General features: G+C 61.6%; 18 protein-coding genes. 6 read left to right on the top strand and 12 right to left on the bottom strand.

The features are described from left to right. Window positions 1–78 precede the first annotated feature (78 nt). Window positions 79–1,200, bottom strand: coding sequence for a 3-deoxy-7-phosphoheptulonate synthase (locus ACMFWR_RS21375; protein WP_413196689.1), 1,122 nt, complete (start codon window positions 1,198–1,200; stop codon window positions 79–81). Between the two features lie 407 nt (window positions 1,201–1,607). Here ACMFWR_RS21375 and ACMFWR_RS21370 point away from each other — a divergent pair, with 407 nt between their 5' ends. Next, entirely contained in the window at window positions 1,608–2,315 is a 708-nt protein-coding gene (locus ACMFWR_RS21370) for an MgtC/SapB family protein (protein WP_413197314.1), read from the top strand. Window positions 2,316–2,326: 11 nt separating this feature from the next. On the opposite strand, the gene ACMFWR_RS21365 is transcribed toward ACMFWR_RS21370, so the two are convergent. Together ACMFWR_RS21365 and ACMFWR_RS21360 are read right to left on the bottom strand one after the other, a co-directional pair. Next, complete coding sequence (locus ACMFWR_RS21365) at window positions 2,327–3,526, bottom strand: ammonium transporter (RefSeq protein ID WP_413196688.1); 1,200 nt, start codon at window positions 3,524–3,526, stop codon at window positions 2,327–2,329. A 359-nt stretch (window positions 3,527–3,885) separates the two neighbouring features. Beyond that, the gene (locus ACMFWR_RS21360) at window positions 3,886–5,364 is read right to left on the bottom strand and encodes a mechanosensitive ion channel domain-containing protein (RefSeq protein WP_413196687.1); all 1,479 of its coding nucleotides are present in this window, start codon (window positions 5,362–5,364) and stop codon (window positions 3,886–3,888) included. A gap of 186 nt (window positions 5,365–5,550) precedes the next feature. On the opposite strand from ACMFWR_RS21360, the gene ACMFWR_RS21355 reads away from it, so the two are divergent. Next, complete coding sequence (locus tag ACMFWR_RS21355) at window positions 5,551–6,594, top strand: NAD(P)-dependent alcohol dehydrogenase (protein ID WP_413196686.1); 1,044 nt, start codon at window positions 5,551–5,553, stop codon at window positions 6,592–6,594. 177 nt (window positions 6,595–6,771) lie between these two features. On the opposite strand, the gene ACMFWR_RS21350 is transcribed toward ACMFWR_RS21355, so the two are convergent. After that, window positions 6,772–7,680, bottom strand: coding sequence for a LysR family transcriptional regulator (locus tag ACMFWR_RS21350; protein WP_413196685.1), 909 nt, complete (start codon window positions 7,678–7,680; stop codon window positions 6,772–6,774). A 155-nt stretch (window positions 7,681–7,835) separates the two neighbouring features. Here ACMFWR_RS21350 and hmgA point away from each other — a divergent pair, with 155 nt between their 5' ends. From hmgA to ACMFWR_RS21335, 3 genes are all read left to right on the top strand, one after another. Further along, entirely contained in the window at window positions 7,836–9,158 is a 1,323-nt protein-coding gene (gene hmgA, locus ACMFWR_RS21345) for a homogentisate 1,2-dioxygenase (RefSeq protein ID WP_413196684.1), read from the top strand. Next, entirely contained in the window at window positions 9,155–10,528 is a 1,374-nt protein-coding gene (gene fahA, locus ACMFWR_RS21340) for a fumarylacetoacetase (RefSeq protein ID WP_413196683.1), read from the top strand. Before hmgA ends, fahA begins: the two co-directional genes overlap by 4 nt. A gap of 89 nt (window positions 10,529–10,617) precedes the next feature. Continuing rightward, a complete protein-coding gene (locus ACMFWR_RS21335; protein WP_413196682.1) occupies window positions 10,618–12,201 on the top strand; it encodes a diguanylate cyclase in 1,584 nt (527 codons plus the stop codon). A gap of 24 nt (window positions 12,202–12,225) precedes the next feature. On the opposite strand, the gene ACMFWR_RS21330 is transcribed toward ACMFWR_RS21335, so the two are convergent. The 8 genes from ACMFWR_RS21330 to ACMFWR_RS21295 all read right to left on the bottom strand — a co-directional run bounded on the left by ACMFWR_RS21330 (window position 12,226) and on the right by ACMFWR_RS21295 (window position 20,812). Then, a complete protein-coding gene (locus tag ACMFWR_RS21330) occupies window positions 12,226–12,453 on the bottom strand; it encodes a hypothetical protein (protein ID WP_413196681.1) in 228 nt (75 codons plus the stop codon). 107 nt (window positions 12,454–12,560) lie between these two features. Further along, window positions 12,561–15,329, bottom strand: a complete 2,769-nt coding sequence (gene ligD / locus ACMFWR_RS21325; RefSeq protein ID WP_413196680.1) for a DNA ligase D — start codon at window positions 15,327–15,329, stop codon at window positions 12,561–12,563. A gap of 57 nt (window positions 15,330–15,386) precedes the next feature. Further along, on the bottom strand, window positions 15,387–16,301 hold the full coding sequence (locus ACMFWR_RS21320) for a Ku protein (RefSeq protein ID WP_413196679.1): 915 nt from the start codon (window positions 16,299–16,301) through the stop codon (window positions 15,387–15,389). 155 nt (window positions 16,302–16,456) lie between these two features. Beyond that, a complete protein-coding gene (locus ACMFWR_RS21315) occupies window positions 16,457–17,248 on the bottom strand; it encodes an SDR family NAD(P)-dependent oxidoreductase (protein ID WP_413196678.1) in 792 nt (263 codons plus the stop codon). A gap of 192 nt (window positions 17,249–17,440) precedes the next feature. After that, complete coding sequence (locus ACMFWR_RS21310) at window positions 17,441–17,971, bottom strand: hypothetical protein (protein WP_413196677.1); 531 nt, start codon at window positions 17,969–17,971, stop codon at window positions 17,441–17,443. A gap of 118 nt (window positions 17,972–18,089) precedes the next feature. Continuing rightward, complete coding sequence (locus tag ACMFWR_RS21305; protein WP_413196676.1) at window positions 18,090–19,670, bottom strand: FAD-binding oxidoreductase; 1,581 nt, start codon at window positions 19,668–19,670, stop codon at window positions 18,090–18,092. Window positions 19,671–19,703: 33 nt separating this feature from the next. Further along, window positions 19,704–19,844 (bottom strand): hypothetical protein, encoded by a 141-nt coding sequence (locus tag ACMFWR_RS21300; RefSeq protein ID WP_413196675.1) that lies wholly within the window; start codon window positions 19,842–19,844, stop codon window positions 19,704–19,706. A gap of 122 nt (window positions 19,845–19,966) precedes the next feature. Then, window positions 19,967–20,812, bottom strand: a complete 846-nt coding sequence (locus tag ACMFWR_RS21295; protein ID WP_413196674.1) for a helix-turn-helix domain-containing protein — start codon at window positions 20,810–20,812, stop codon at window positions 19,967–19,969. A gap of 241 nt (window positions 20,813–21,053) precedes the next feature. On the opposite strand from ACMFWR_RS21295, the gene ACMFWR_RS21290 reads away from it, so the two are divergent. After that, entirely contained in the window at window positions 21,054–22,295 is a 1,242-nt protein-coding gene (locus ACMFWR_RS21290) for an ABC transporter substrate-binding protein (protein WP_413196673.1), read from the top strand. Window positions 22,296–22,301 lie beyond the last annotated feature (6 nt).

Raw genomic sequence — 22,301 nt, 5'->3', positions numbered from 1 at the left:
ACGCATCGACGGGACGTTTAGGGTAGAGCACGCGTCTTGCCGACGCGCCGCTCGCACTACCACCGCCAACGTTGCCTCTTACTTTGCGTTCCGTCGTGCGCGCGTTGCTTCAGCGAGCGCTTGAAGCGCCGGTTCGGTCTGTACCCAGCTCAGACACGCATCGGTGACTGAGACGCCGCGTTGAAGCGGAACGCCTGGCTTCATATCCTGACGGCCTTCTTCGAGATGGCTTTCGATCATGACACCCATGATGCGCGTTTCACCCTGACGCAATTGCTCTGACAGATCCTTCGCGACGTCGAGCTGGCGAATATGGGATTTGCCAGAGTTCGCGTGCGAGCAATCGACCATCAGGCGTTCGGGCAAACCGGCCTTGCGCAGTACACCCGCGCTTTCCTCGACCGACGCATGATTGTAGTTCGGCCCTTTCTTGCCGCCGCGCAGGATGACGTGGGCATCCGCGTTGCCGCGCGTTTCGAAGATCGCGGCCATGCCCATCTTCGTCATCCCCATGAACGCGTGGCTCGCGCGCGCGGCGACGATTGCATCCGCCGCGATCTGCACGCCGCCGTCGGTGCCGTTCTTGAAACCGATCGGCGACGACAGGCCCGATGCGAGCTGGCGGTGACTCTGGCTTTCCGTCGTGCGCGCGCCGATCGCACCCCACGCAATCAGGTCAGCGATGTATTGCGGGCTCAGCAGGTCGAGAAACTCGGTCGCGGTCGGCAGGCCGAGTTCGTTGATTTCGATGAGCAGTTCGCGAGCGCGGCGCAGGCCTTCGTTGATCCGGAAGCTGCCATCGAGGCGAGGGTCATTGATATACCCCTTCCAGCCGACCGTTGTGCGCGGCTTTTCGAAATACACGCGCATCACGACGAGGATGTCGTCCTTGAGCGCATCGGCGGCCTGCTTGAGGAGATGCGCGTATTCGATCGCCTGATCGTGGTCGTGAATCGAGCACGGGCCGACGATCGCAAGCAGCCGGTCGTCACGGCCGTGCAGGATATCGGCGATCTCGACGCGCGTGCGTTCGACGAGCGCCTGGACGGCGGGCGGGCACGGCAACTCGTCCTGCAGCAGCGCGGGCGAGATCAAGGGCCGTACGGCGCCGATACGTGTGTCGTCGATGCGCGTCGTGTCCTGGGTGACGTCGGTGCTGCCGACCTCCTGGTCGTGCAGCGGGTTGTCGATGCGGCCCATATCGCGCTCCTGTGGGTGCCCCGGCGAAGGGGGTCTGAATGTGTGGTGAGTGCGTGATTGTAAGCGGCCGGCGCGTCGACGGCATGGTTCCGGCTTGCGACGCTCCGCGCCTGCTGCGAAGGTCCTGCGAAAGGTGCGCCGAAAGCTACGCCGAAAGAAGCTGAAGGATGCCGTGGCAGGTGGCGCGGAAGACGTAGGAAAAGGTGTTGTGAAGCGCGGTTCTCGACAAGCATACGGGCCCTGCAAAAGGCTTGCTGTCACGCGTGAAGACACGTGTCCTGATGCCGCATGACAACATTGCGTCGCGGGGCCCGTGCCGTTCACGATTTTGCGATTGACGTGGTCAGCGCGCGCGTTCACGCTGCGGCGGACGATAACAATACCGACGCCGCATCATGACGTTCGACATCGATTTCAGTTTCTTCCTTCGGCTGCTGGCCGCGTTTGCCTGTGGAGTCGCCATCGGCCTCGAGCGCCAGATGCGCCAGCGCACGGCCGGGCTGCGCACGATTACGCTCGTCGCAAGCGGCGCATGCCTGTTCGTCACGCTCGGTGTGCTGACCGGCAACGGGACAGCGGGTGTCACCCAGATCGCCGCTTACGTCGTGTCAGGCGTGGGTTTCCTCGGCGGTGGCGTGATCATGCGCGACAAAGGTTCGATCCAGGGGATCAACACGGCCGCTACGCTGTGGTGCGCGGCTGCGGTCGGTGTGTTGTGCGGGGCGGGGCATTTCGTGCCGGCTATTGCCGGAACCGTCATCGTGCTGGTGACGAACACCGTGCTGCGCGACCTGAGCCGTCTGATCAATACGTCGCCCGTGAACACGGCTGACCTGATTCGCGAATATGTCTTTACCGTCGTGTGTCGCGAGCAGGACGAGGTGCACGTCCGTGCGATGCTGGCCAATGCGATTGCGACGGAGCCGCTGTCGTTTCAGAGCCTGTCGAGCAGCGACCATACCGAGAATGGCGACATGGTCGAAGTGATTGCGACCATGCGCCTGCATCCGAAATATCAATACATGCTTGAACAGGTGGCGAGCCGGCTCAGCATGGAGAAGGGCGTATCGAGCGTCGGCTGGACCGGACTGGATGCCGAACCGACGCCGGAGTAACGGCGGATCGCTTAAAAGACGGTTTCGCGCTCCGGTGTCGACGAGATCCGGTGCAGCGACAGGTCCGCGCCGTTGAACTCTTCCTCACGATCGAGTCGCAGGCCAAAGACCGCGCGAATCGCGCCATAGACGACAAATCCGCCGACCAGTGCCAGCACGACCGTACCGACCGTGCCGATCACTTGTGCAATGAACGAAACGCCGCCAATGCCGCCGAGCCTCGGCTGACCGAAGATGCCGGCCGCGATGCCGCCCCATGCGCCGCACAGGCCATGCAGCGGCCAGACGCCGAGCACGTCGTCGATCTTCCACTTGTTCTGCACGCACGTGAACATCTGGACGAACAGGATGCCGGCGATCGCGCCCACTACGAGCGCGCCGAGCGGGTGCATGACGTCCGAGCCCGCGCAAACAGCGACCAGACCAGCCAGCGGGCCGTTGTACGTAAAGCCCGGGTCGTTGCGGCCGGCGAGCCACGCGGCGAGCGTGCCGCCGACGAGGGCCATCAGCGAGTTGACCGCGACGAGGCCGCTGATCTTGTCGATCGTCTGAGCGCTCATCACGTTAAAGCCGAACCAGCCGACCGTCAGCACCCATGCACCGAGCGCGAGGAACGGAATGTTCGACGGCGGATGCGCCGCGATGCGGCCGTGGTGGTAGCGGCCGTGGCGCGCGCCGAGCAGCAGCACGGCCGGCAAGGCAATCCAGCCGCCGAACGCGTGCACGACGACCGAACCCGCGAAGTCGTGGAACGGCACGCCGCACAGTTGCGTGATCCACGCCTGGATGCCGAACCGGTTATTCCAGACGGTGCCTTCGAGCAGCGGATAGATAAACCCGACGATCACGAATGTCGCAAACAGCTGCGGCGAAAATTTCGTGCGCTCGGCGATGCCGCCCGACACGATGGCCGGGATTGCTGCGGCAAACGTCAGCAGGAAGAAGAACTTCACGAGCGCGTAACCGTTATGCTCAGCAAGCAGCTCGGCCGGCGAGAAGAACGACACGCCGTAGGCAAGCGTGTAGCCGATAAAGAAGTACGCGATCGTCGACACCGAAAAATCGACAAGGATTTTAACGAGCGCGTTGACCTGATTCTTGTGACGCACGGTCCCGAGTTCGAGAAAGGCGAAGCCCGCATGCATCGCGAGCACCATCGTGGCGCCTAAAAGCAAGAAAAGCGTGTCCGAGCCTGATTGAAGTGCCTGCATGATCGATGTTGGCGCATGGAAAGGCCGCAACTACTGCAAGATGCGGGCCAGATATCAAACCGTTTCCGTGCAAATCGATCGATCGAGCCGGGATATGTGCTTTTTGGCGGTGCGGCGGCGATACGGAATGGAGCATCTGCACCGCAATGCTGCGTTCAGCAATGCACGGTAAGAGCGCACGCGTGCACTTATAGCGTGCAATGAAATGAAATGGTAAGGCTGCGCACCGATTGGGAACGCTGATTTCAGGTCTCGACGGCGTCGTGGCACCTTGAGCGTCGTCCAACCCGAAGTGTCGTCACACCCAAACCGTTACCGAGCCTACAGCGCCAGCCGTCGCGACCACGGCCAATTCCCGCCTACCCGGTCAACTCATGCAGCTTGCGCATCCCTTCTCGAAGCCAGTGAAACACGCCGGATTCGGTTTGCGCGACCGGGGCAAGCGTCGGCACAAAGAGTTCGCGGTAGTGACGGCGCTTGGACAGTACGCGGCACATCGCCTGGCCGACTTCGGGCCGTTTCTTGAGCAACGGCGTCAGATCGGACTTGTCGAGCGTGTAGATCACGACGCGGGTCAGCGCGACGATATCGACCATCATCGGCATGCCCGACAACACGCCCGCCTCGCCGATAGCCTCCTGCGGGCCGAGCCGCGCAATCTCCTCAGGTTTGCCGTCGGGCTCGTCGTCGCCGGACACCTGTACGCTGAGCACGCCGACGGCGACGATGAACAGCTGGTGGCTGACTTCCTTGGCGGTGGTCACCACGTCATCGACTTCGTATTCGTGCCGCTCGAGCTTGCCTGCGAGTTGTTCGATATCGTCGCTCGACAGCGCGCTGAACATGTCGATCTTCGACAGCAGTCGCGCGCGCCGGTCCACCGACTCGCCGACGAGTGCGGGCACCGCAAGCGGGCGAAGATCGATGCGTGCCGCGCCGAGGTGCCGGTACGCGAGGTCGTACAGCATATTGGTCGCCTCGAGCTTTTTGCTCATGGCATCGACGAAGCACGTGATTTCGTAAGTGATCGAGTGGATCCCCGTGCGCTTGACGGCCACGCTCGGCGTAGGCGTCGCCAGCGCGAGGCGGCAACCCTGCACGGCCTGATCGAGTGCGGCGATGACCGAGGCCGGCCGTGCCTCGGGGGTCACTTCGATCAGCACGCTGATGCCGTGAAGCTCGGTCGGGCGGCTGACATTCGATATCTTGGCTTTGGCCGCGACATTATTCGGAATCACGACGATATTGCCGCGCCCCGTGAGGATATGGGTCGCGCGCCAGTTCATTTCGACCACGGTGCCCTCGACGTCGTCAATCACGATCCAGTCGCCGGGCTGATAGGGTTGGGTCGTGTTGATGACGAGCCCGGAAAACAAGTCGCTCAACGTGCTCTGGACGGCCAGACCGATCACGATGGCCAGGGCGCCGGATGTTGCGATCAGGCCGCGCACCGGCCAGTGCAACACGTAGGCGACGGCCGCGACGGTCGAGGCGAGGAACACGACGGCGCCGAGCAAGTCCTGGAACAGCCGCTCCTGGTGCCAGCTTTTCTGCATGAACACCACGTCGAGCAGCACGATTCCGAGGCGCGCGCCGAGAAACCACCAGATGATCTCGAGCGCCTGAGACAACAATTGCTGAACGGGATGCCCCTCGACCGGCACGCCCTCAAGCGGCGACATGCCGTGAGTGAACAGGACGTACGTGAAGCCGACGAACAACACGAGGCGCAGTCCGATCAACAGCACGCGCCGCTGCGCGGGAATCAGGCGCCACACCGCTATGTCGATGGCGACGATCACGAAGCCAATCAGAATCGGGTCCAGTTCGGCGAGCATGGCGAGTCAGGAAGTCGGTGACGTGAGCACTGTATCGAATCTGGTAAAAATCCGCGTCCCAGCGAAATACGCGCGGTCACTCAAAATTCATGCAGATCGGCCGCCGGAAACGTAATTGACGCTCCTGCCGAACCTGTCCATCGTGTGGATGTTCACATTCAGCGAAAACGCACAGAGGAATTGCAGATGGAAGCCCTGGTTCTTGAAGAAGCGCACCGCATTACGCTGCGCGATATTCCGGTCGAACACGTCGTCGGTCCGCGCGATGTCAAGATCCGGATCCATACGGTCGGCATTTGCGGCAGCGACGTCCATTATTTCCAGCACGGCAGTATCGGGCCGTTCGTCGTCCGTGAACCGATGGTGCTGGGCCATGAGGCGTCCGGCACGGTCGTCGAGGTGGGCCGCGAAGTCACCCACCTGAAGGCCGGCGATCGCGTCTGCATGGAACCCGGTATTCCCGATGCCGATTCGCGCGCCACGCGCGAAGGCATGTATAACCTCGACCCCGCCGTGCGCTTCTGGGCGACGCCGCCTGTGCATGGCTGCCTGACGCCGTTTGTCGTGCATCCGGCGGCATTCACGTTCAAATTGCCCGACAACGTGAGTTTCGCCGAAGGCGCCATCGTCGAACCGCTGTCGATCGGATTGCAAGCCGCGAAAAAAGCGCAGATCAAGCCGGGCGACGTCGCGGTGGTCATCGGTGCGGGCACGATCGGCATGATGACGGCGCTCGCAGCGCTGGCCGGCGGGTGCAGCCGTGCGATCGTCTGTGACCTCGTGCCTGAAAAGCTTGCGCTGATTGGCGATACGCCCGGCGTCACGACGGTCGATATCCGCTCGCAAAAGGTTGCGGATGTCGTTGCCGAACTGACCGAAGGGTGGGGTGCAAATATCGTATTCGAAGCCAGCGGCAGCGCCAAAGCGTTCGAGAATATTATTGATCTGCTTTGCCCGGGCGGCTGTCTGGTTCTCGTCGGTATGCCGCCGAAGAAAATCGAAATGGATATTGTCGCGATTCAGTGCAAAGAAGTCCGGATTGAATCGGTATTCCGTTATGCCAATATCTTTCCGCGAGCCATTCAATTGATCAGCTCGGGGAAAATCGACGTCAAGCCGTTTATTTCGCGGTCGTTTTCATTCAAGGATGGTGTCAATGCCTTTGATGAAGCGTCGCGCGGGCTACCGACCGACGTCAAGGTTCAGATTGTCGTCGATGAGGTGGTTTGAAAATCATTTGAAAATGGTTTGAAAATCGATGCTGATGTCGCCATGTACGCCGACATCAGCATCGAAATGAACGTCAAAATCAACGTCGAAATGAATGTTTGAGATAAAAATCGACCGAAAATTTGATTTGATATTAGGCTTCAGAATTGATTTTAATATTCTTTATTTTCAATATTATTAATGATCGGAAAACGCATCGGCAATCACGGTGCGTAACCAGCGGTGCCCCGCATCGTGATGAAATCGTCGATGCCAGAATGTATGAGTCTGCAAAAGCGGTAATTTGATCGGCGGGCGCGTAAATCGCAATCCGAACGCGGTCGCCACGCTATCGGCGAGTTTGCGCGGCACCGTCGCGACCAGATCGCTTCGCGCGACAATCAGCGGCACGGCGAGAAAGCTCGGCACTTCGCAGCTCGCCCGGGCGCGGATGCCCGCCTTGTCGAGCAGTTGTGCGATCCGGTCGTACGGACTGGTCGACTCGCTGACCCACAAATGGGATGCCGCTCGAAACCGTTCGAGCGTGAGCTCGCCGCGCTCCAGTTCGTGACCTTCCCGAAAGATCGTCACGCACTCCTGCCTGAACAATCGCTGCTGGTAATAACTGTCGGAGAAATCGCTGTTGGCGCCGATGGCCAGATCGATGCGCCCGTCCGCCATGGCGTTTTGCAATTCGCGCTCGCTCGACCGCACGATATGGATGCGGATATTCGGCGCGAGCGCTGCGCATCGCGGCGCAAGATCCGGCAGGAAATACACCTCGGCCACATCCGTCATAGCGATCGTGAACCGCCGTGCGCTGACGGCGGGATCGAACGTCTCACCGCGCTGGTTCAACGTATGCTGGAGTTGCGACAAAGCGTTGGCGACGGGCTCGGCGAGTTGGTCGGCGAGCGGCGTAGGCTGCATGCCGGAGGGCGTGCGCACAAACAGCGGATCGTCGAGGGTCGTACGCAGCCGCGCAAGCGCATTGCTCACGGCGGGTTGCGAAAGCCCGAGGTTCTGCGCGGCAGCCGAAATGCCGCGCGTATTCGAGACCTCCAGGAACACGACCAGCAGATTCAAATCGATTTCGCGCAGATTCATGGCGGCACGACATTCATAACGTGAATGGGCGCTATTTTAGCATTGACGTTTTCAATGCTGATGGAGGCCGCGATAATGGCGCCATGGACGGTGCGCGGACTGCCCGCATCGAAGCGACCAGATCGCGCGAAATGCCTGGGAATCAGGAGACAACGATGGATGCACGTGCAACCCAGCAGGGCCTGCAATACCAGCCGGGATTCGGCAATCACTTCGCGACCGAGGCTTTGCCCGGCGCGTTGCCGGTCGGTCAGAACTCGCCTCAGCAATGCGCCTACGGGCTGTATGCGGAGCAACTGACGGGTACGGCATTTACCGCGCCGCGACACCACAATCGCCGCAGCTGGCTGTATCGCATTCGTCCGTCCGCGGCCCATCAGCCGTTTGAAGCGCTCGAGCATGACGCGGTCACGAACCGGTTTGACGACGCGCCGACGCCGCCAAATCAGTTGCGCTGGGATCCGCTGCCGCTGCCCGATGCGAATACCGCATGCGATTTCGTCGACGGGCTGGTCACGATGGCCGGCAATGGCGCCCCGGACGCGCAAGTGGGCGTGGCGATTCATATGTATGCGGCCAACCGCTCGATGGAGGGCCGCTACTTCTACAACGCTGATGGCGAAATGCTGATCGTGCCTGAGCACGGCCGCGTGAGGTTCGCGACCGAGTTTGGCGTCATCGAGGCCGAGCCGCAGCAGATCGTCGTGATTCCGCGTGGCGTGCGTTTCCGTGTCGACGTGCTCGACGGCGTGGCGCGCGGTTATATCTGCGAAAACTTCGGCGCGCCGTTTCGCTTGCCGGACCTCGGGCCGATCGGTTCGAATTCGCTCGCCAATCCGCGCGATTTCAACACGCCGGTCGCCGCCTATGAGGATCTCGAAGGCGATTTCTCGCTCGTCGGGAAGTTTCTCGGCCGGTTCTGGCAGGCAAAGATCGATCACTCGCCGCTTGACGTGGTCGCGTGGCATGGCAACTACGCGCCCTATCAGTACGACCTGCGCCACTTCAACACGATCGGCTCGATCAGTTTCGACCATCCTGATCCGTCGATCTTTCTGGTGCTGACGTCGCCCTCGGATACCTCAGGCGTCGGCAATGCGGACTTTGTGATCTTCCCGCCGCGCTGGCTTGCCGCGGAAAACACCTTCCGACCGCCGTGGTTCCATCGCAATGTTGCGAGCGAATTCATGGGCCTGATCACGGGTGTCTACGACGCCAAGGCCGAGGGATTCCAGCCAGGCGGCGCGAGTTTGCATAACTGCATGAGCGGGCACGGCCCGGATGCCGCCACGTTCGAGCGCGCCAGCACGGCCGATGTCAGCAAACCGCATAAAGTCGACGCGACGATGGCATTCATGTTCGAGACGCGCTTTGTGATTCGACCGACGGCACGCGCGCTCGGGTCCGCCCAGTTGCAGGCGGACTACTATCGCTGCTGGTCCGACCTCAAGAAGCATTTCAATCCGGAACGCCCATGATCCACAAGCTCAACGAAACCCACGACGTCCGGCTGCGCAGCTGGATCGAATCGGCCAATGCCCCGGGTCACGATTTCCCGATTCAGAATTTGCCCTATGGTGTGTTCCGGCGACGCGGCAGCATCGAAGACTTCCGGATTGGCGTGGCGATCGGCGCGCAGATCCTGGACCTGCGCAAAGCGTACGCGGCCGGTGCATTCGATGATGCCGATGTGCTGACGCTGTCGGCCATCGAAGCCTGCCGCGGCGCATCGCTGAATGCGCTGATGGAACTCGGCACCGAGGCCTGGCAGGCGTTGCGCCTCGCGCTGTCGCGTCTGCTGCGTGACAGCTCGCCCGCGCAGGTCACGCTGCGGCAGTCGTTGCTGCCGCAGGACGAGGCCGAATTCACGGTGCCGATGCAGATCGGCGACTACACCGACTTCTACACGTCGATTCATCATGCGACAGCGGTCGGCAAGCTGTTTCGTCCCGATGCGCCTTTGCTGCCGAACTACAAGTGGGTGCCCATCGGCTATCACGGCCGCGTCTCATCGATCGGCACGTCCGGGATGGCGGTACATCGTCCCATGGGTCAGATCAAATCGCCCGAGCGCGACGCGCCCGTGCTGGCGCCCAGTGCGCGGCTCGACTTCGAACTCGAAATCGGCATCGTGATCGGCTCGGGCAATGCGCTCGGCGAGCCCGTGGCCATCGATGCAGCGGAGAGCAAGATCTTCGGCCTTTGTCTGCTCAATGACTGGTCGGCGCGCGATATCCAGTCGTGGGAATACCAGCCGCTGGGTCCGTTCCTGTCGAAGAACTTTGCGACGACGATCTCGCCGTGGATCGTTACGCTCGATGCGTTGACGCCGTATCGCACGCCGATGACGCGGCCCGAGGGCGATCCCGCGCCGCTGGCTTACCTCGACGCGCCGGAGGTCCGCACATGCGGTGGCCTCGATATCGATCTCGAAGTGCTGATCGAAACGGCGCGCATGCGCGAAGAGGGCGCGTCGCCCGAGCGCATCTCACGCTCGAATTTCCGCCACTCGTACTGGAGCGTCGCGCAGCTCGTCACGCATCACACAGCGAGCGGTTGCAACTTGCGAGCAGGCGATCTGTTTGGTTCGGGTACGCAGTCCGGTCCGCAGCCTTCCGAAGCCGGATCGTTGCTCGAACTGTCCCTGGGTGGACGCAAGCCGCTGGTCTTGTCCAACGGCGAGCATCGTACGTTCGTCGATGACGGGGACGCGATTGTTTTGCGTGCTTGGGCTGAGAAGGCAGGCTTCGCACGCGTGGGCTTCGGCGAAGCGCGCGCGACATTAATGGCCGCTGCCGGTAGTGCGGTGCCTGCGGCTACGCAAGCCGAGACTGAAGGCAAAAGATAACGCGCAACACTCGACCGTCCTCGCATCGACCTCCTTGCGGCGCGCGCCTACAATGGGCGCCTTGCTCGCACGCAAGGAGGTCGCTCGACATGGCCGGTCGCGTCCCGCTTTCGAAGCAGTTCGAAGTCGCACGGGAACGTGCGGTGCGCCCCTTTGCGCGGCTGGCACGCATGCATCGTTACGTGACGGCCGGCGGTGCATTCGTTGCGCTCGTGATGCTGAGTCTTTGCGTGATGGCGCTGTACGAAGGGCGCGCGGAAGCGCTCCAGCACGCGCGCGAAACCTCTCAGAACCTGCTGCAGATCCTTGAAAAGGATATTGCGCGCAATGTCGAGCTCTACGATCTGTCGCTGTCGTGGATGCTCGAAAGCTCGCAGCGCCCCGACGTGATGGCGCTGCCGACGAACCTCCAGCGTGAAATCCTGTTCGATCGCTCGGCCCACGCCAAATACCTTGGCGCGATGCTCGTGATCGATGCGAAAGGGCACATCGCGGTCGATTCGGTCAGCGAAACACCGCGGCCCGGTGTGTACTCGGATCGCGACTATTTCCTCGTACAACGCGACAACCCACATGCTGGGTTGTATGTGAGCCGGCCGTTTCAGTCGCGCCTGCGCAAGGGTGAATGGACGGTTGCGCTGACGCGCCGCATCGACAAGCCGGATGGCACCTTCGGCGGTATCGCGCTCGTCGCAATCAGCCTCGCTTATTTCCGTGATCTGCTCGGCGGGCTCGATATCGGTCCGCATGGCGTGCTTTTGCTGATGCGCGACGACGGCACGGTGATCGTCAGGCAGCCGTATCACCCTGAGGATATCGGTCGCAGCATGCTCGATATGCCAGGCTACCCACGCATTGCGAGCGACGAAGCCGGCACGTTCGTATCGACAGGTTCGATCGACGGAATTCGTCGGTTGTATAGCTTCAAGCGTATTCCGGGCTTGCCGGTTGTCGCGGTTGTCGCACCGGCCGAAGACGACATTCTTGAAAGCTGGCGGCAGCGCACGCTATTAATCAGCGTATTGATGGTGTTGTTCAGTGCCGCGTTCATCGCGGTGTCAATGCTGCTAGCGCGCGAGTTGCGGCAGCGTGCAAAAGCGCAGTCGCTGCTGATCGAGCAAGCCACGCATGACAAGCTCACGGGCATCAACAACCGGCATGCGCTCGATGCGGCACTCGCGTCGGCATGGCGGCGTGCACAACGCGATCGCACGCCGTTCGGCGCGTTGTTTATCGATATCGACGCGTTCAAGGCGTACAACGATTTGTATGGGCATTCGGCCGGCGACGTCGCGTTGTCCGAAGTCGCCAAGGCGATTACCGCATGCGTGAAGCGTCCGTCGGATATTGTCGGACGATATGGCGGCGAGGAGTTTGTCGTCGGCTTGCCGGACACGTCGCTCGACGGCGCCGTGCAGGTTGCCAACGCAATACGCGAGCGTGTGCAGCGCATGGGGCTGCCGCATGCACAGCACACGTTCGGCGTGGTGACGGTCAGTGTCGGCGTAGCGGCTTCGGTCGCCGACGAATTGGGCCGGCGCGAGGTGGCGTCGGCGCCGGATCTGTTGCGGCTTGCGGACGCGGCGCTCTATGTGGCCAAGCGTGAAGGGCGTAACGCGGTGCGGACTTCGGCCGCCGCGCAGGCGGCGACCGAAGTGACGGGCGTGGCTTGAACAGCCGCTGAATCGAGAGCCCGCTTAGTGATGCTTGCGCGGCATGGTCGGATGGGACGACGCAGACCCGTCGTCACGTCCCTCATGTTCGTCACGCGGTTTGATCTTGGTCGTACCGCCAATGGACGGCGGATCGCTTGCCGGAAACGTACCCTCGACCGCGGCATCGACGCTGTTCTCGCTTTTTCCGCCGTGGGGATGCTGCTCGGGATGTTTCGGCTGCTTGGGCTGATTCGGCTGATGCGTTCGCATAATGGCCTCCTCGAGGCGGTGGATCGGTATTCCTTCAGCAGCAAGGGCCGGGCCTGAGCACCACCCGAAAGTGTCGTCGGATTCGGCGTGCCGTCACCGTGAGTGTCTTACCGCTTTCCTTTGATGCCAAGCCGCTTCCTGATTTCTGCGGTCAGGCTCTGGCGTGCGCGTTCGTAGCCGGCCCAGGGGTTGGTCTTCAATCGTTCGAGCCGCTCGTGCAGATTGAAGATATTCCACTGATCGCCTGCCGTGGTCGTGTCCACTTCGTTCCATGCAATGGGGACCGAAACGCCGAGACCCGGGCGTGCGCGAGGCGAGAACGCGGCGACCGTCGTGGAGCCGCGGTTGTTGCGCAGATAGTCGATAAAGATTTTCTTCTTGCGGTTTTGCGCGCCCATCCTGGCCGAGAAATGATCGGGCAGCGTCGCGGCCATATGCTCCGATACGGCCTGAGCGAAGTCCTTGACCTCATCCCAGCCCGCGCGCCGCACGAGCGGCACGACGATATGAAAGCCTTTGCCTCCGCTTGTTTTGCAGAACGACGTGATGCCAAGCTCGTCGAGCAAGGTATGCGTGAGTTGCGCGGCTTCGATCATGCGTTCCCAACCGAGCGACGGGTCGGGATCGAGATCGAAGATCACGCGATCCGGTTTTTCGATCGAGTCGGCACGCGCATTCCACGTATGAATTTCGACTGTGCCCATTTGCGCTGCGCCGATCAGGGCCTTTGGCGTGTCGATCGACATCAGCGCGGGGTGGCCAGGATCCAGATCCGGATGCTGCGTCACGCCAGGAATCGACAGCTTTTGGCTGTGCTTCTGGAAAAAGAGTTCGCCACCGATGTCTTCGGGGGCGCGAACGATCGCGATGGGCCGGTCTTCGAGTTCGGTCAGCATCCGGTCCGCAATCGAGGCGTAGTACTGAACCAGGTCAAGTTTGGTCGCCTTGCTCTGTTTGTCAATCACGCGGTCAGGATGCGAAACGCGCACCCCTTCGATCTCGGTCGCGTCGCCATCGCGTGAGCGTTTCGCGGTGCCATGCGAGGCGGAGGTGTGTGCCATGTCTTTGCTCCCTGCCGATGGTGCGTGCGGAGCCTCGCGCACGATCTGCCTGGCCGGCTTGTCGGTGCGCAAGCTGATAAACGAGGCCTGCCTGACGATCTGCTCCTGAGTCCACTCGGCGAAGTCGCACTCTGCGACTAGTTCCGGCTTCACCCAGTGCACGGCTGTGCGGCTGCGCTCCGACGGCGCTGCGGCAAAGGGCATGGTCTTGCGCTCGCGTCGATCGAGCTGAGCCTTGACGTCTTTCAAGGTCTTCGCATTAAAGCCCGTGCCGACGCGACCGGCGTATTGAAGCTTGCCATCGCGGTCGTACACACCGAGCAGCAGCGCCCCGAACGCCGCCCGGCTTCCGCTGGGATCGGTGTATCCGCCGATCACGAATTCCTGACGCCGCCGGCATTTGAGCTTGATCCAGTTCGGCGAGCGCGTCGAAGTGTACGGACTGTCGATACGCTTACCGATGATGCCCTCGAGCGACATATCGCATGCGCTTTTGAGCAGGGAATCGATATCGACGTCGAAGTTCTCCGAAAAGCGCACATGACGCGGTTCCGCGTCCTCGATCAATGCATGCAGGATCGCGCGTCGCTGCACGAGCGGGACCTTTCGGAGGTCGTACCCGTTCAGAAAAGGAATATCGAACAGGTAGACAACCATATCTTGCGGCCGGGACACATCGAACGCATTCTGCAACGCCTGAAAGTTCGGCAGGCCGTTCCGGTCGAGGACCACGGCCTCTCCATCGAGCCATGCCGATTCGATCGGCAAGGCCGCAAACGCATCGGGCAGCTTGCCGAATCGTTCGGTCCAGTCGTTGCCGGCACGCGTGAAGATGCGCACACGCGGTGTGCCGTTTTGCCGATCGATGCGCGTGAGCACGCGATAACCGTCGAACTTGATTTCGTACGTCCAGTCTTCCGACGACGAGGGCGGTCCGTCGACGAGCGTCGCGAGCTGAGGCTTGAATGTTTCCGGAAGGCGCGCCTTCGCCGCGCCCTTGATCGCGGGATGGTCCGCTAGCTCGAGCAGAGAGGCCGTGTCGCGCGTCGAGACAATATCGGGCCGCTTGGCGGACCGGCTTGCCCTGCGCACCGAGCGTGTGACGGTACCCGTTAGCGCATCGTCGTCGTCGGTGCCTTTCCGAGTACGCGTTTTGTGCGCCTTCTCCCGCGTGCCGCGGCGGGCGGTGGACGGCCGCGCATGCAGCACGCTGCCCGGGCATTCGGCGATGACGTCGTAGTCGGCTTCACTACGCGCGTCGTCATCGCGTTCCTTGATCAGCAGCCATTGCTCCTTGTCGCCGCTGCCGGGCATATGGCTACGTACGAGCGCCCAGCCGCCGTGCAGTTTTTCGCCGGACAACGTGAACTTCATTTTGCCGGCGCGATAAGCGTGTTCCGCGTCTTCGTCGCCTTCGGGCGCCCAGGTGCCGCGATCCCAGACCACGACAGTGCCGGCACCATAGTTGCCAGGCGGAATCTCGCCTTCGAACGAGCCATATTCGATGGGATGATCCTCGACGTGCACGGCAAGGCGCTTGACCGACGGATCGAGGCTCGGACCTTTCGGAATGGCCCACGATTTGAGCGTGCCGTCGAGTTCGAGCCGGAAGTCGTAGTGCAGGCGTTTGGCGTGGTGCTCCTGAATCACGAACGAGAGTGCGTGGGTGGTGCGTTTCGACGACGCGGATCGTCGTGTTTTGGCGGAGCCGCTCGCGGCACGCGATTTCGTTTTACGCGTTGCGCCGTGACCTGAGGGTTCAGGCGTGTCGTCGAAGCGACGCTTGCGCTGATACGTGCCGAGTTTGTCGTTCATGGATGCCTCGTTGCGTCACAGTAGGGCAAGCGGTAGGGCAAGCGTCAGCCTGCAGCATCAACCTGCGGCACGGCGGCGTCTCGCCGGCGTTTTGCGGGCAGGCGCGGGTGCTTCTTCGTCGTCATGCTCGTCGTCGTGCCGGTCGTCGTTGGCTGAACGCCGGTCCGCGCGGCTTTTGCCGCGGCCCAGACTGCGCCGCAACAGGTCGGAGAGATCGAGAATCTCGGCCGACTTCGGACGTTCCGCTCGCACGGCTTGCACATCGACTTCCTCGGTTTTGCCGGCGCGGATCTTCTTGTCGACGAGCGCGAGGATGTCGTCATGAAACGTGTCGTGATACTCGGCGGGATTCCACTTCTCGCTCATATCGTCGATGAGCTTCTTCGCCATATCGAGCTCGCGTGTCGAGAGGCCGCTGGCTCTGACGCCTTCGGGCGGAAGTTTGAACTCGTCGCTCGATCGCACTTCGTCGGCGCGCCGTAAGGTGTTAAGCACGAGCGCAGGGCCGACCGCAATCAAAGCGGCCAGATGCTGCTTGTTATGCATGACGACCTGCGCGATCCCGATCTTGCCCGACGATTTCATCGCTTCGCGCAGCAGGGCGTAGACCTTTTCGCCCTTGCGATCGGGGGCGAGGAAATAGGGCGTCTCGAGATAGAAGAACGACACTTCGGGCGCATCGACGAAGGCGAGGATGTCGACGGTTTGCGTGGCTTCAGGATTGGCCGCGCGAATCTCTTCATCGCTGAGCACGACGTACTTGCCCTTTTCGTATTCGTAGCCGCGCACGATGTCTTCGCGTTTCACTTCCTTGCCGGTGCGCTTGTTGATTTGCTTATAACCGACCGGATCGACCGTGCGCTTGTCGAGCAGGTTGAACCCGATGTGCTCGCTTTGCGTCGCGGGGAAGAGCTGCACGGGCACATGAACGAGCCCGAAGCTGATTGCGCCTTTCCAGATCATGCGTGCCATGGCGTCCTCCCGCATCAATGGACCCATGACGATGCAAACGGCATGCCATTGCGCAGCGCAGGACGCAAGGCATTCGGCGCGGCCCATGCGGGGCCGGCTTTTTCAATGCAACAACAGGGCGCGCCATGTAAGACTTGCGCGCGCCCCTAGAAAACCTAGACGGTTTTGAGCATGCCGCCGTCGACAAAGTACGTCGCACCCACGCTGTAACTCGCGCGGTCGGAGCAGAGGAACACGATGAAATCGGCAAGTTCTTCCGCGCTCGCAAAGCGTCCGATCGGTGCGTGTTCGCGCGCAACCGACGCGAGGTGGCCTTCCCAGTCGCCACCGGACTCGGCCGTCAGCTGCTTTGCGGTCTTGATCCAGTCGGGCGTCAGGATCAGGCCCGGATTGATCGTGTTCACGCGAATGTTGTCGCGGATCAGTTCATTGGCGAGGTTTTTCGAAAACATCATCAGCGCGGCTTTCGTGACGTTGTAGATCGGCTCGTAACCCAGCGGCTGCACTGCACAAATCGACGCGTTGTGAAGAATCACGCCGCCGCCGCGCTGCTTCATCCCCGGGACGAGACCGCGCGCAAGCCGCACGGCAGCCATCACATGCAGGTCCCAGTAAAACTGCCACTTGTCGTCCGGGGCCTCCATGATGGTTTCGTTACTGCCCGTTCCGGCGTTGTTGAACAGGATGTCGGCCCCGCCAAAGGCGAGCTCCGTCGCGTCGACGAGTGCATCGACACCCTCCTGCGTACGCACATCGCATGCGACGGGAACGACCTTGACGTCGTGCGCCCTCGCGATTTCCTGGGCGACTTCCTCGAGACGATCCTTTTGTCGCGCGGCAAGGACAAGATCGACGCCTTCGACTGCCATGGCCTCGGCGACGGCGAGTCCGATACCGACACTGCCACCTGTAAGCACTGCGACCTTGCCTTTAAGCTTGAGATCCATCGAACTCGTCTCCGTTGCTGTCGTGCGGTTTGGGGAACGTCGGGGGAGCCGCCGGGCAATCCACGCGTGACGGCGCAGTAGATGGTACGAAGAAAGTGCGACGCGCGCTATGTGGGTGAGCACCGACGCTTGAGCGTCAGTCGCTGAACATCAATCGTTGAGGGTCAATCGTTACGCGTCAATCGTTACGCGTTAATCGTTGCGCACGGAACCGAATTTGATTTGCCACGCAACCGTATCGGGCACGGATACACGGCGAGCGTCACGAAGCGCTGTGCTGCGTTCACTCGCATAGTGACCGGGAACGGAGGATTGCGTCGTCACGGGGTAGGCCGCGGCGAGCGTGGAGAGCACAAACCAGTCCGCGTGTGACGTGAAGCCATGAATATGGACGACGCGCGGCTGAGACGTCGCTCGGTCCGCATGGTCCACTCGGTCCAGCAAGGGGCACAGCACACGATGCCAAAGGGCGCCCGCGTCGCCGTCGAGCCTGACGACATGGGCATTCGGGAGATCGACGGGCATCGGGTCAGGTGCAAGCCGGTCGTCGACGATTTGAAGGATGGACGCGGGATGGTCTGGAGCGATCCGTTCCGCTTCGACACCGAGGTCGGCATGCGGCGCTGCCTCGGCCCATGCGGGCAGCGCGCGGCCAAGCGCTGTCCACCCGCCGGCGAGCGACGCGGCGACGATGAGGAAACCTCTGCGTGTCAAAGCGTCCATTGCACGTCCGTTGTGTCTCCAGCCTTCGCTCTTCGTCCTCTCCACACCCATGCCTACCGCAGCGCATGCAAACTCGCGTGAACGCATGCGACTCCTGCGGGCCGATGCGATGCAGCGCTCAGCTTCGATATCGCCTGGGCAGGATCCCTTGCTTGCCCGGCGAGAGAATGCCTTGCGGATCGAGCGCGGCTTTAATCGTATCGCTGAGCCGCATCAACGCGTGGCCGTTGAAATCGTATTGCGACGCGGCAAGATCCATAAAGGCAAGGTGAGTGCGGTATTGGCCGTATCCGGCCTGACCGGTCTTGACGATCAGTGACTCGATGAGGTCGTGCGCGGCGTGTGATTGCGCGGTATCGTCCTTGTCGAAGATCGCCGCAAAGATGTGATGCATATGACGACCGGCGACGGTAAAGCCACCGTAATAGTCGAAGCCCGAAGCTTGTGCGGTCGCGCGAATGAGTTCGTATTGAGTCGTCGCGTCGGCGCCGGTTGTCGGACAGACCGGCGAAAAGTCGATATGCGCGCCGTTGCCGCCACGCCAGTTCAGCATCTGGAATGCGGCCATGCTCGGGATGCCGATCTGGCTTCGATCGCCGCCGCCTTCAGGCTCGGCATCCGACGATCGATACGGCGTTGCGTCGAGGCGGGCGTCCGGAATGGCCGAGAACGCCTGACGAATCACTTGCAAGCGCGCTTCGACGAGCGCTTCGGGACCATAGAGGCCGAAGCGTAGATTCCAGCGACCGATATCGAGCGTATGCGTCATCGCATCGATCGCGGCTTCGGGCATGGGCCCGGTGCCGTCGTACCAGCGACGCCGCGGCGATACGCCGGCGGCCCAGCGTAGTGCGTGTTCGATGACGCCCTGACTCTGGATCGTGTCGTCGAGCTTGAGCGGACGCAGCGTGTCGACAATCGCACGCAGATCGGTGTCGCGCCGGAATTTGAAGTGACCGAAGCGATATCCGGCCGGCCGTGGCATCAGCCAGATGCCGAGCTTCGTGACGACGCCGAAATTCGATTGCATGAACAGCGTGTCGTACGAGGGCCCATAGCCGGGTTTGAACGCCTGCCACGATGTGCCGTTGGTCATCGCGCCCATGCCGGTGCGTACGACGTCGCCGTTCGCGAGCACGACCTCCATGCCGCACTGTTGCGCCGCATGATCGCCATAGGGCGTGGTGCCGAAGCCGCGTTCGAGCGTATTGCCGACGACGCTGCCCCATCCCGCCGCGGGTGGATCCAGCCAGAGCCGCGAGCCGCGTGCCCGGAGCGCTTCATACAGATCGAAGTAGCTCACGCCGGGCTCGACGAGCGCATAGCCGAGTGTGTCGTTGACCTCGAGCACGCGGTTCATGCGCTTGAGATCGAGCACGACGGAACCGTTGATGCGCGGTGCAGCGCCGCCGTAGGCGAAGTTACGCCCCGTCGACACCGTCCATAGCGGCAAGCGTGCCGAGTTGGCAACGTTCAGTACGGCACGGATATCGTCGACGCTCGCGGGGAGCACGACAGCCGAAGGCGAAAAACGTGTGGGATCACCCGGTGCGAACGGGTCAAGATAGGGCGCCAATGCATCGGGCGCATTGAGCACGGCCTGCGTGCCGAGCGCCTTGCGAAGCGCGTCGAGCGCGGCGGCAAACGCAGCGCCCGACACACCAGGTGGAAGCAGGGTGGATGTCGATGCAGTCGGCATCGATCCCGGCGGCATCGAGCCTGACCGCGCCGGTCAGTACGCGCCGCTTCCGCCGCTGCCGCCCGATCCGCTGCTCGAGTTCGTGTTGTTCATGCCGTCGCTCTGGCAAGCGGTCAGGGTGGCGGAAGCCGCAAACAGCGCTACAAGCATCGAAAGGATACGAAAGGCTTTCATCGAAAACTCCGTCGTCGTTGAAGTGATGCACGCGGGGATTGCATGCATGTTGAGTGATTGCACTCGATGAACGATGTGACCAGGAGATTTATTCCGGACGAGCCCGGGTTCATTTCGTATTCTTATGCCGTGTTCACATGCACGCGCAGATGCAGCCGGCGAAACGCATTCGGCGTCATCCCCTTGCTGCGTTTGAAGATGCGCCGGAAATGACCGCAGTCTTCGAAACCGGATTCGCGTGCGACCTGATCGATCGTCAGGCGGCCTTCGGCAAGCAGGATCGCTGCGTGAAGCATGCGCCGGTCATGCACCGCATCGGTCAGCGTTCGACCATAGACCGAGCGAAAGATTCGGCCGAGATAGTCCGCGTTGCAGCCGAGTTGGTCCGCGATCGTCGATGCACTGATGGCTTCGTGAAAATGCGTGCGGATCAGGCGATCGGCACTTGCTGCCAGGCGTTGCGGTGCTCCATCGAGGCTGGCCGTCGCCCCGCGCGACCGCGTGAGTTCCCACAGCATCAGCAGGATCGTCAGGCTGTCGGGAAACGGTTGCACGCCATACAGTTCCTGGTCATTGAGCAGGCGCTGAAAAAGCCCTGTCAAATGCTCGCGACGTTCAATTAACGCATGCTGAGGTACGCGCAGTACGGACGAATCCGGCCACACCATCGTTTGACCTTGCGCGGCTTCGGGCAACGTGAAGTGCACCCAGAAGAACTGCAGATCGGGTGCGAACGGCGCGGTTCCGCCATGAAGCCGCCCGGGCCAGAGCAGCAAGGTTTCACCCGCCGACACCTCGAACTGACGCCCGGCCTCATGCAGCGCGAGCATGCCTTGCTTCACGAAAATCAGCTCATACGAGTGGATCACACGTGACGGATGCACGCCCGTGCCACGCGAGACAAACAAGCCTCCGTTGCTTGCCTCGAGACCCAGCGGACTCGCCCATTCGAACGTCGATTCGTCCATTTTCTAAAAAGTCGGAATTCGCCTGTTTTGCTTCGGTTTCTTCATCTTGTGAGCACGGCGCGGGCATGTCAACCTTTGCATACCGTGCGTTGGCCAAAACGACCGCTGGATGATGTTGCGCCGCGCCATGGTAGAAAAAAGCACGTTCAACAGAAGCGTAATCGCGCACACCGGGCCGGTCGCACCTTCACAGGATGTGCGCAACGCTCGGACGATGCGCACTCATATTGGAGGAGACACTATGGTTCGCTACAAGCGATGGCTTTCGCTGTGGGCGAGTGCTGCCGCGCTCATGGCCGGTCATGCGCACGCCGACGAAATCACGTTCTGGGTCCGCGCATCGGACTCGGGTTTCGTGAGCCCCGTGGTCAAGGCCTGGAACGACGCCCACCCGACGAAGGTCAACCTGACGGTGGTGCCGAACGACGATTTCGTGACGAAGTTTGGTACAGCGTCGGCCGCTGGTGCAGCGCCAGATGTGGTGGCGATCGACCTGATCTATGTGCCTGCTTTCGCGGCCGCCGGTCAGCTCGCCGATATCACCGACGAAGCGAAAAAACTTCCTTTTTATCAAAGCCTTAGCCCATCCCATACGCGCCTGGCGCAGTATCAGGGCAAACAGTACGCATTGCCTTTCAGCGCTGAAAGTTCAATGTTGCTTTACAACAAAACATTATTTAAAAAAGCTGGTCTGAATCCGGATCAACCGCCCAAGACATGGGCCGAACTTGAAGCGGATGCCAAGAAGATCACGGCGCTGGGTGGCGGCGTGAAGGGCTTCTACTTCTCGGGCGCCTGCGGCGGTTGCAACATCTTCACGATGACGCCGTATGTGTGGGCTTCGGGTGGCGACGTGCTGTCGCAGGACGGCAAGACGGCAACGCTCGACAACCCCGCGCTGAAGGGCACGCTCGCGATGTATCGCCGCATGTGGGAAGCCGGCGAAATGCCGTCGAGCGCAAAGACGGACAGCGGCCAGAACTTCATCAATGCGTTCCTGACGAACAAGGTGGGCATGGTGGGTTCCGGTGCGTTTTCGATCGGACTCCTGAAGAAAGATCATCCGGAGATCGACTTTGGTCTGGCTTACTTGCCTGGCAAGGACGGCCAATGGTCAAGCTTCGCCGGTGGTGACTCGATCGCAGTGCCTGTGAGTTCCAAGCACAAAGCCGAAGCGCTCGACTTCATCAAGTGGTGCCTCAGCGAACAGGTGCAGGTCGACCAGTTCGCGAAGAACGGCAGCATCCCGGTGCGTACGGACCTGGCTTCGAACCAGTACAGCAAGCTCGACAGCCGCTACGAGATTGCGTCGACCGCCATGGCGCAGGGCCATACGCCGTACAGCACGAAGTTCAACCAGCTGATTAACGATCCGAACGGCCCGTGGCTCGCGATGATCCAGGAGGCTGTGTTCGGCAAGGGCGTCGATGTGGCGGTATCGACTGCGCAACAGCGTTTCACGCAAATCCTCAACGCACAGTAAGTCACG

This window comes from Pararobbsia alpina (genome assembly GCF_965118125.1).
GTDB lineage: Bacteria > Pseudomonadota > Gammaproteobacteria > Burkholderiales > Burkholderiaceae > Pararobbsia > Pararobbsia alpina_A.
This window is presented reverse-complemented; position numbering and strand designations above follow the sequence as displayed.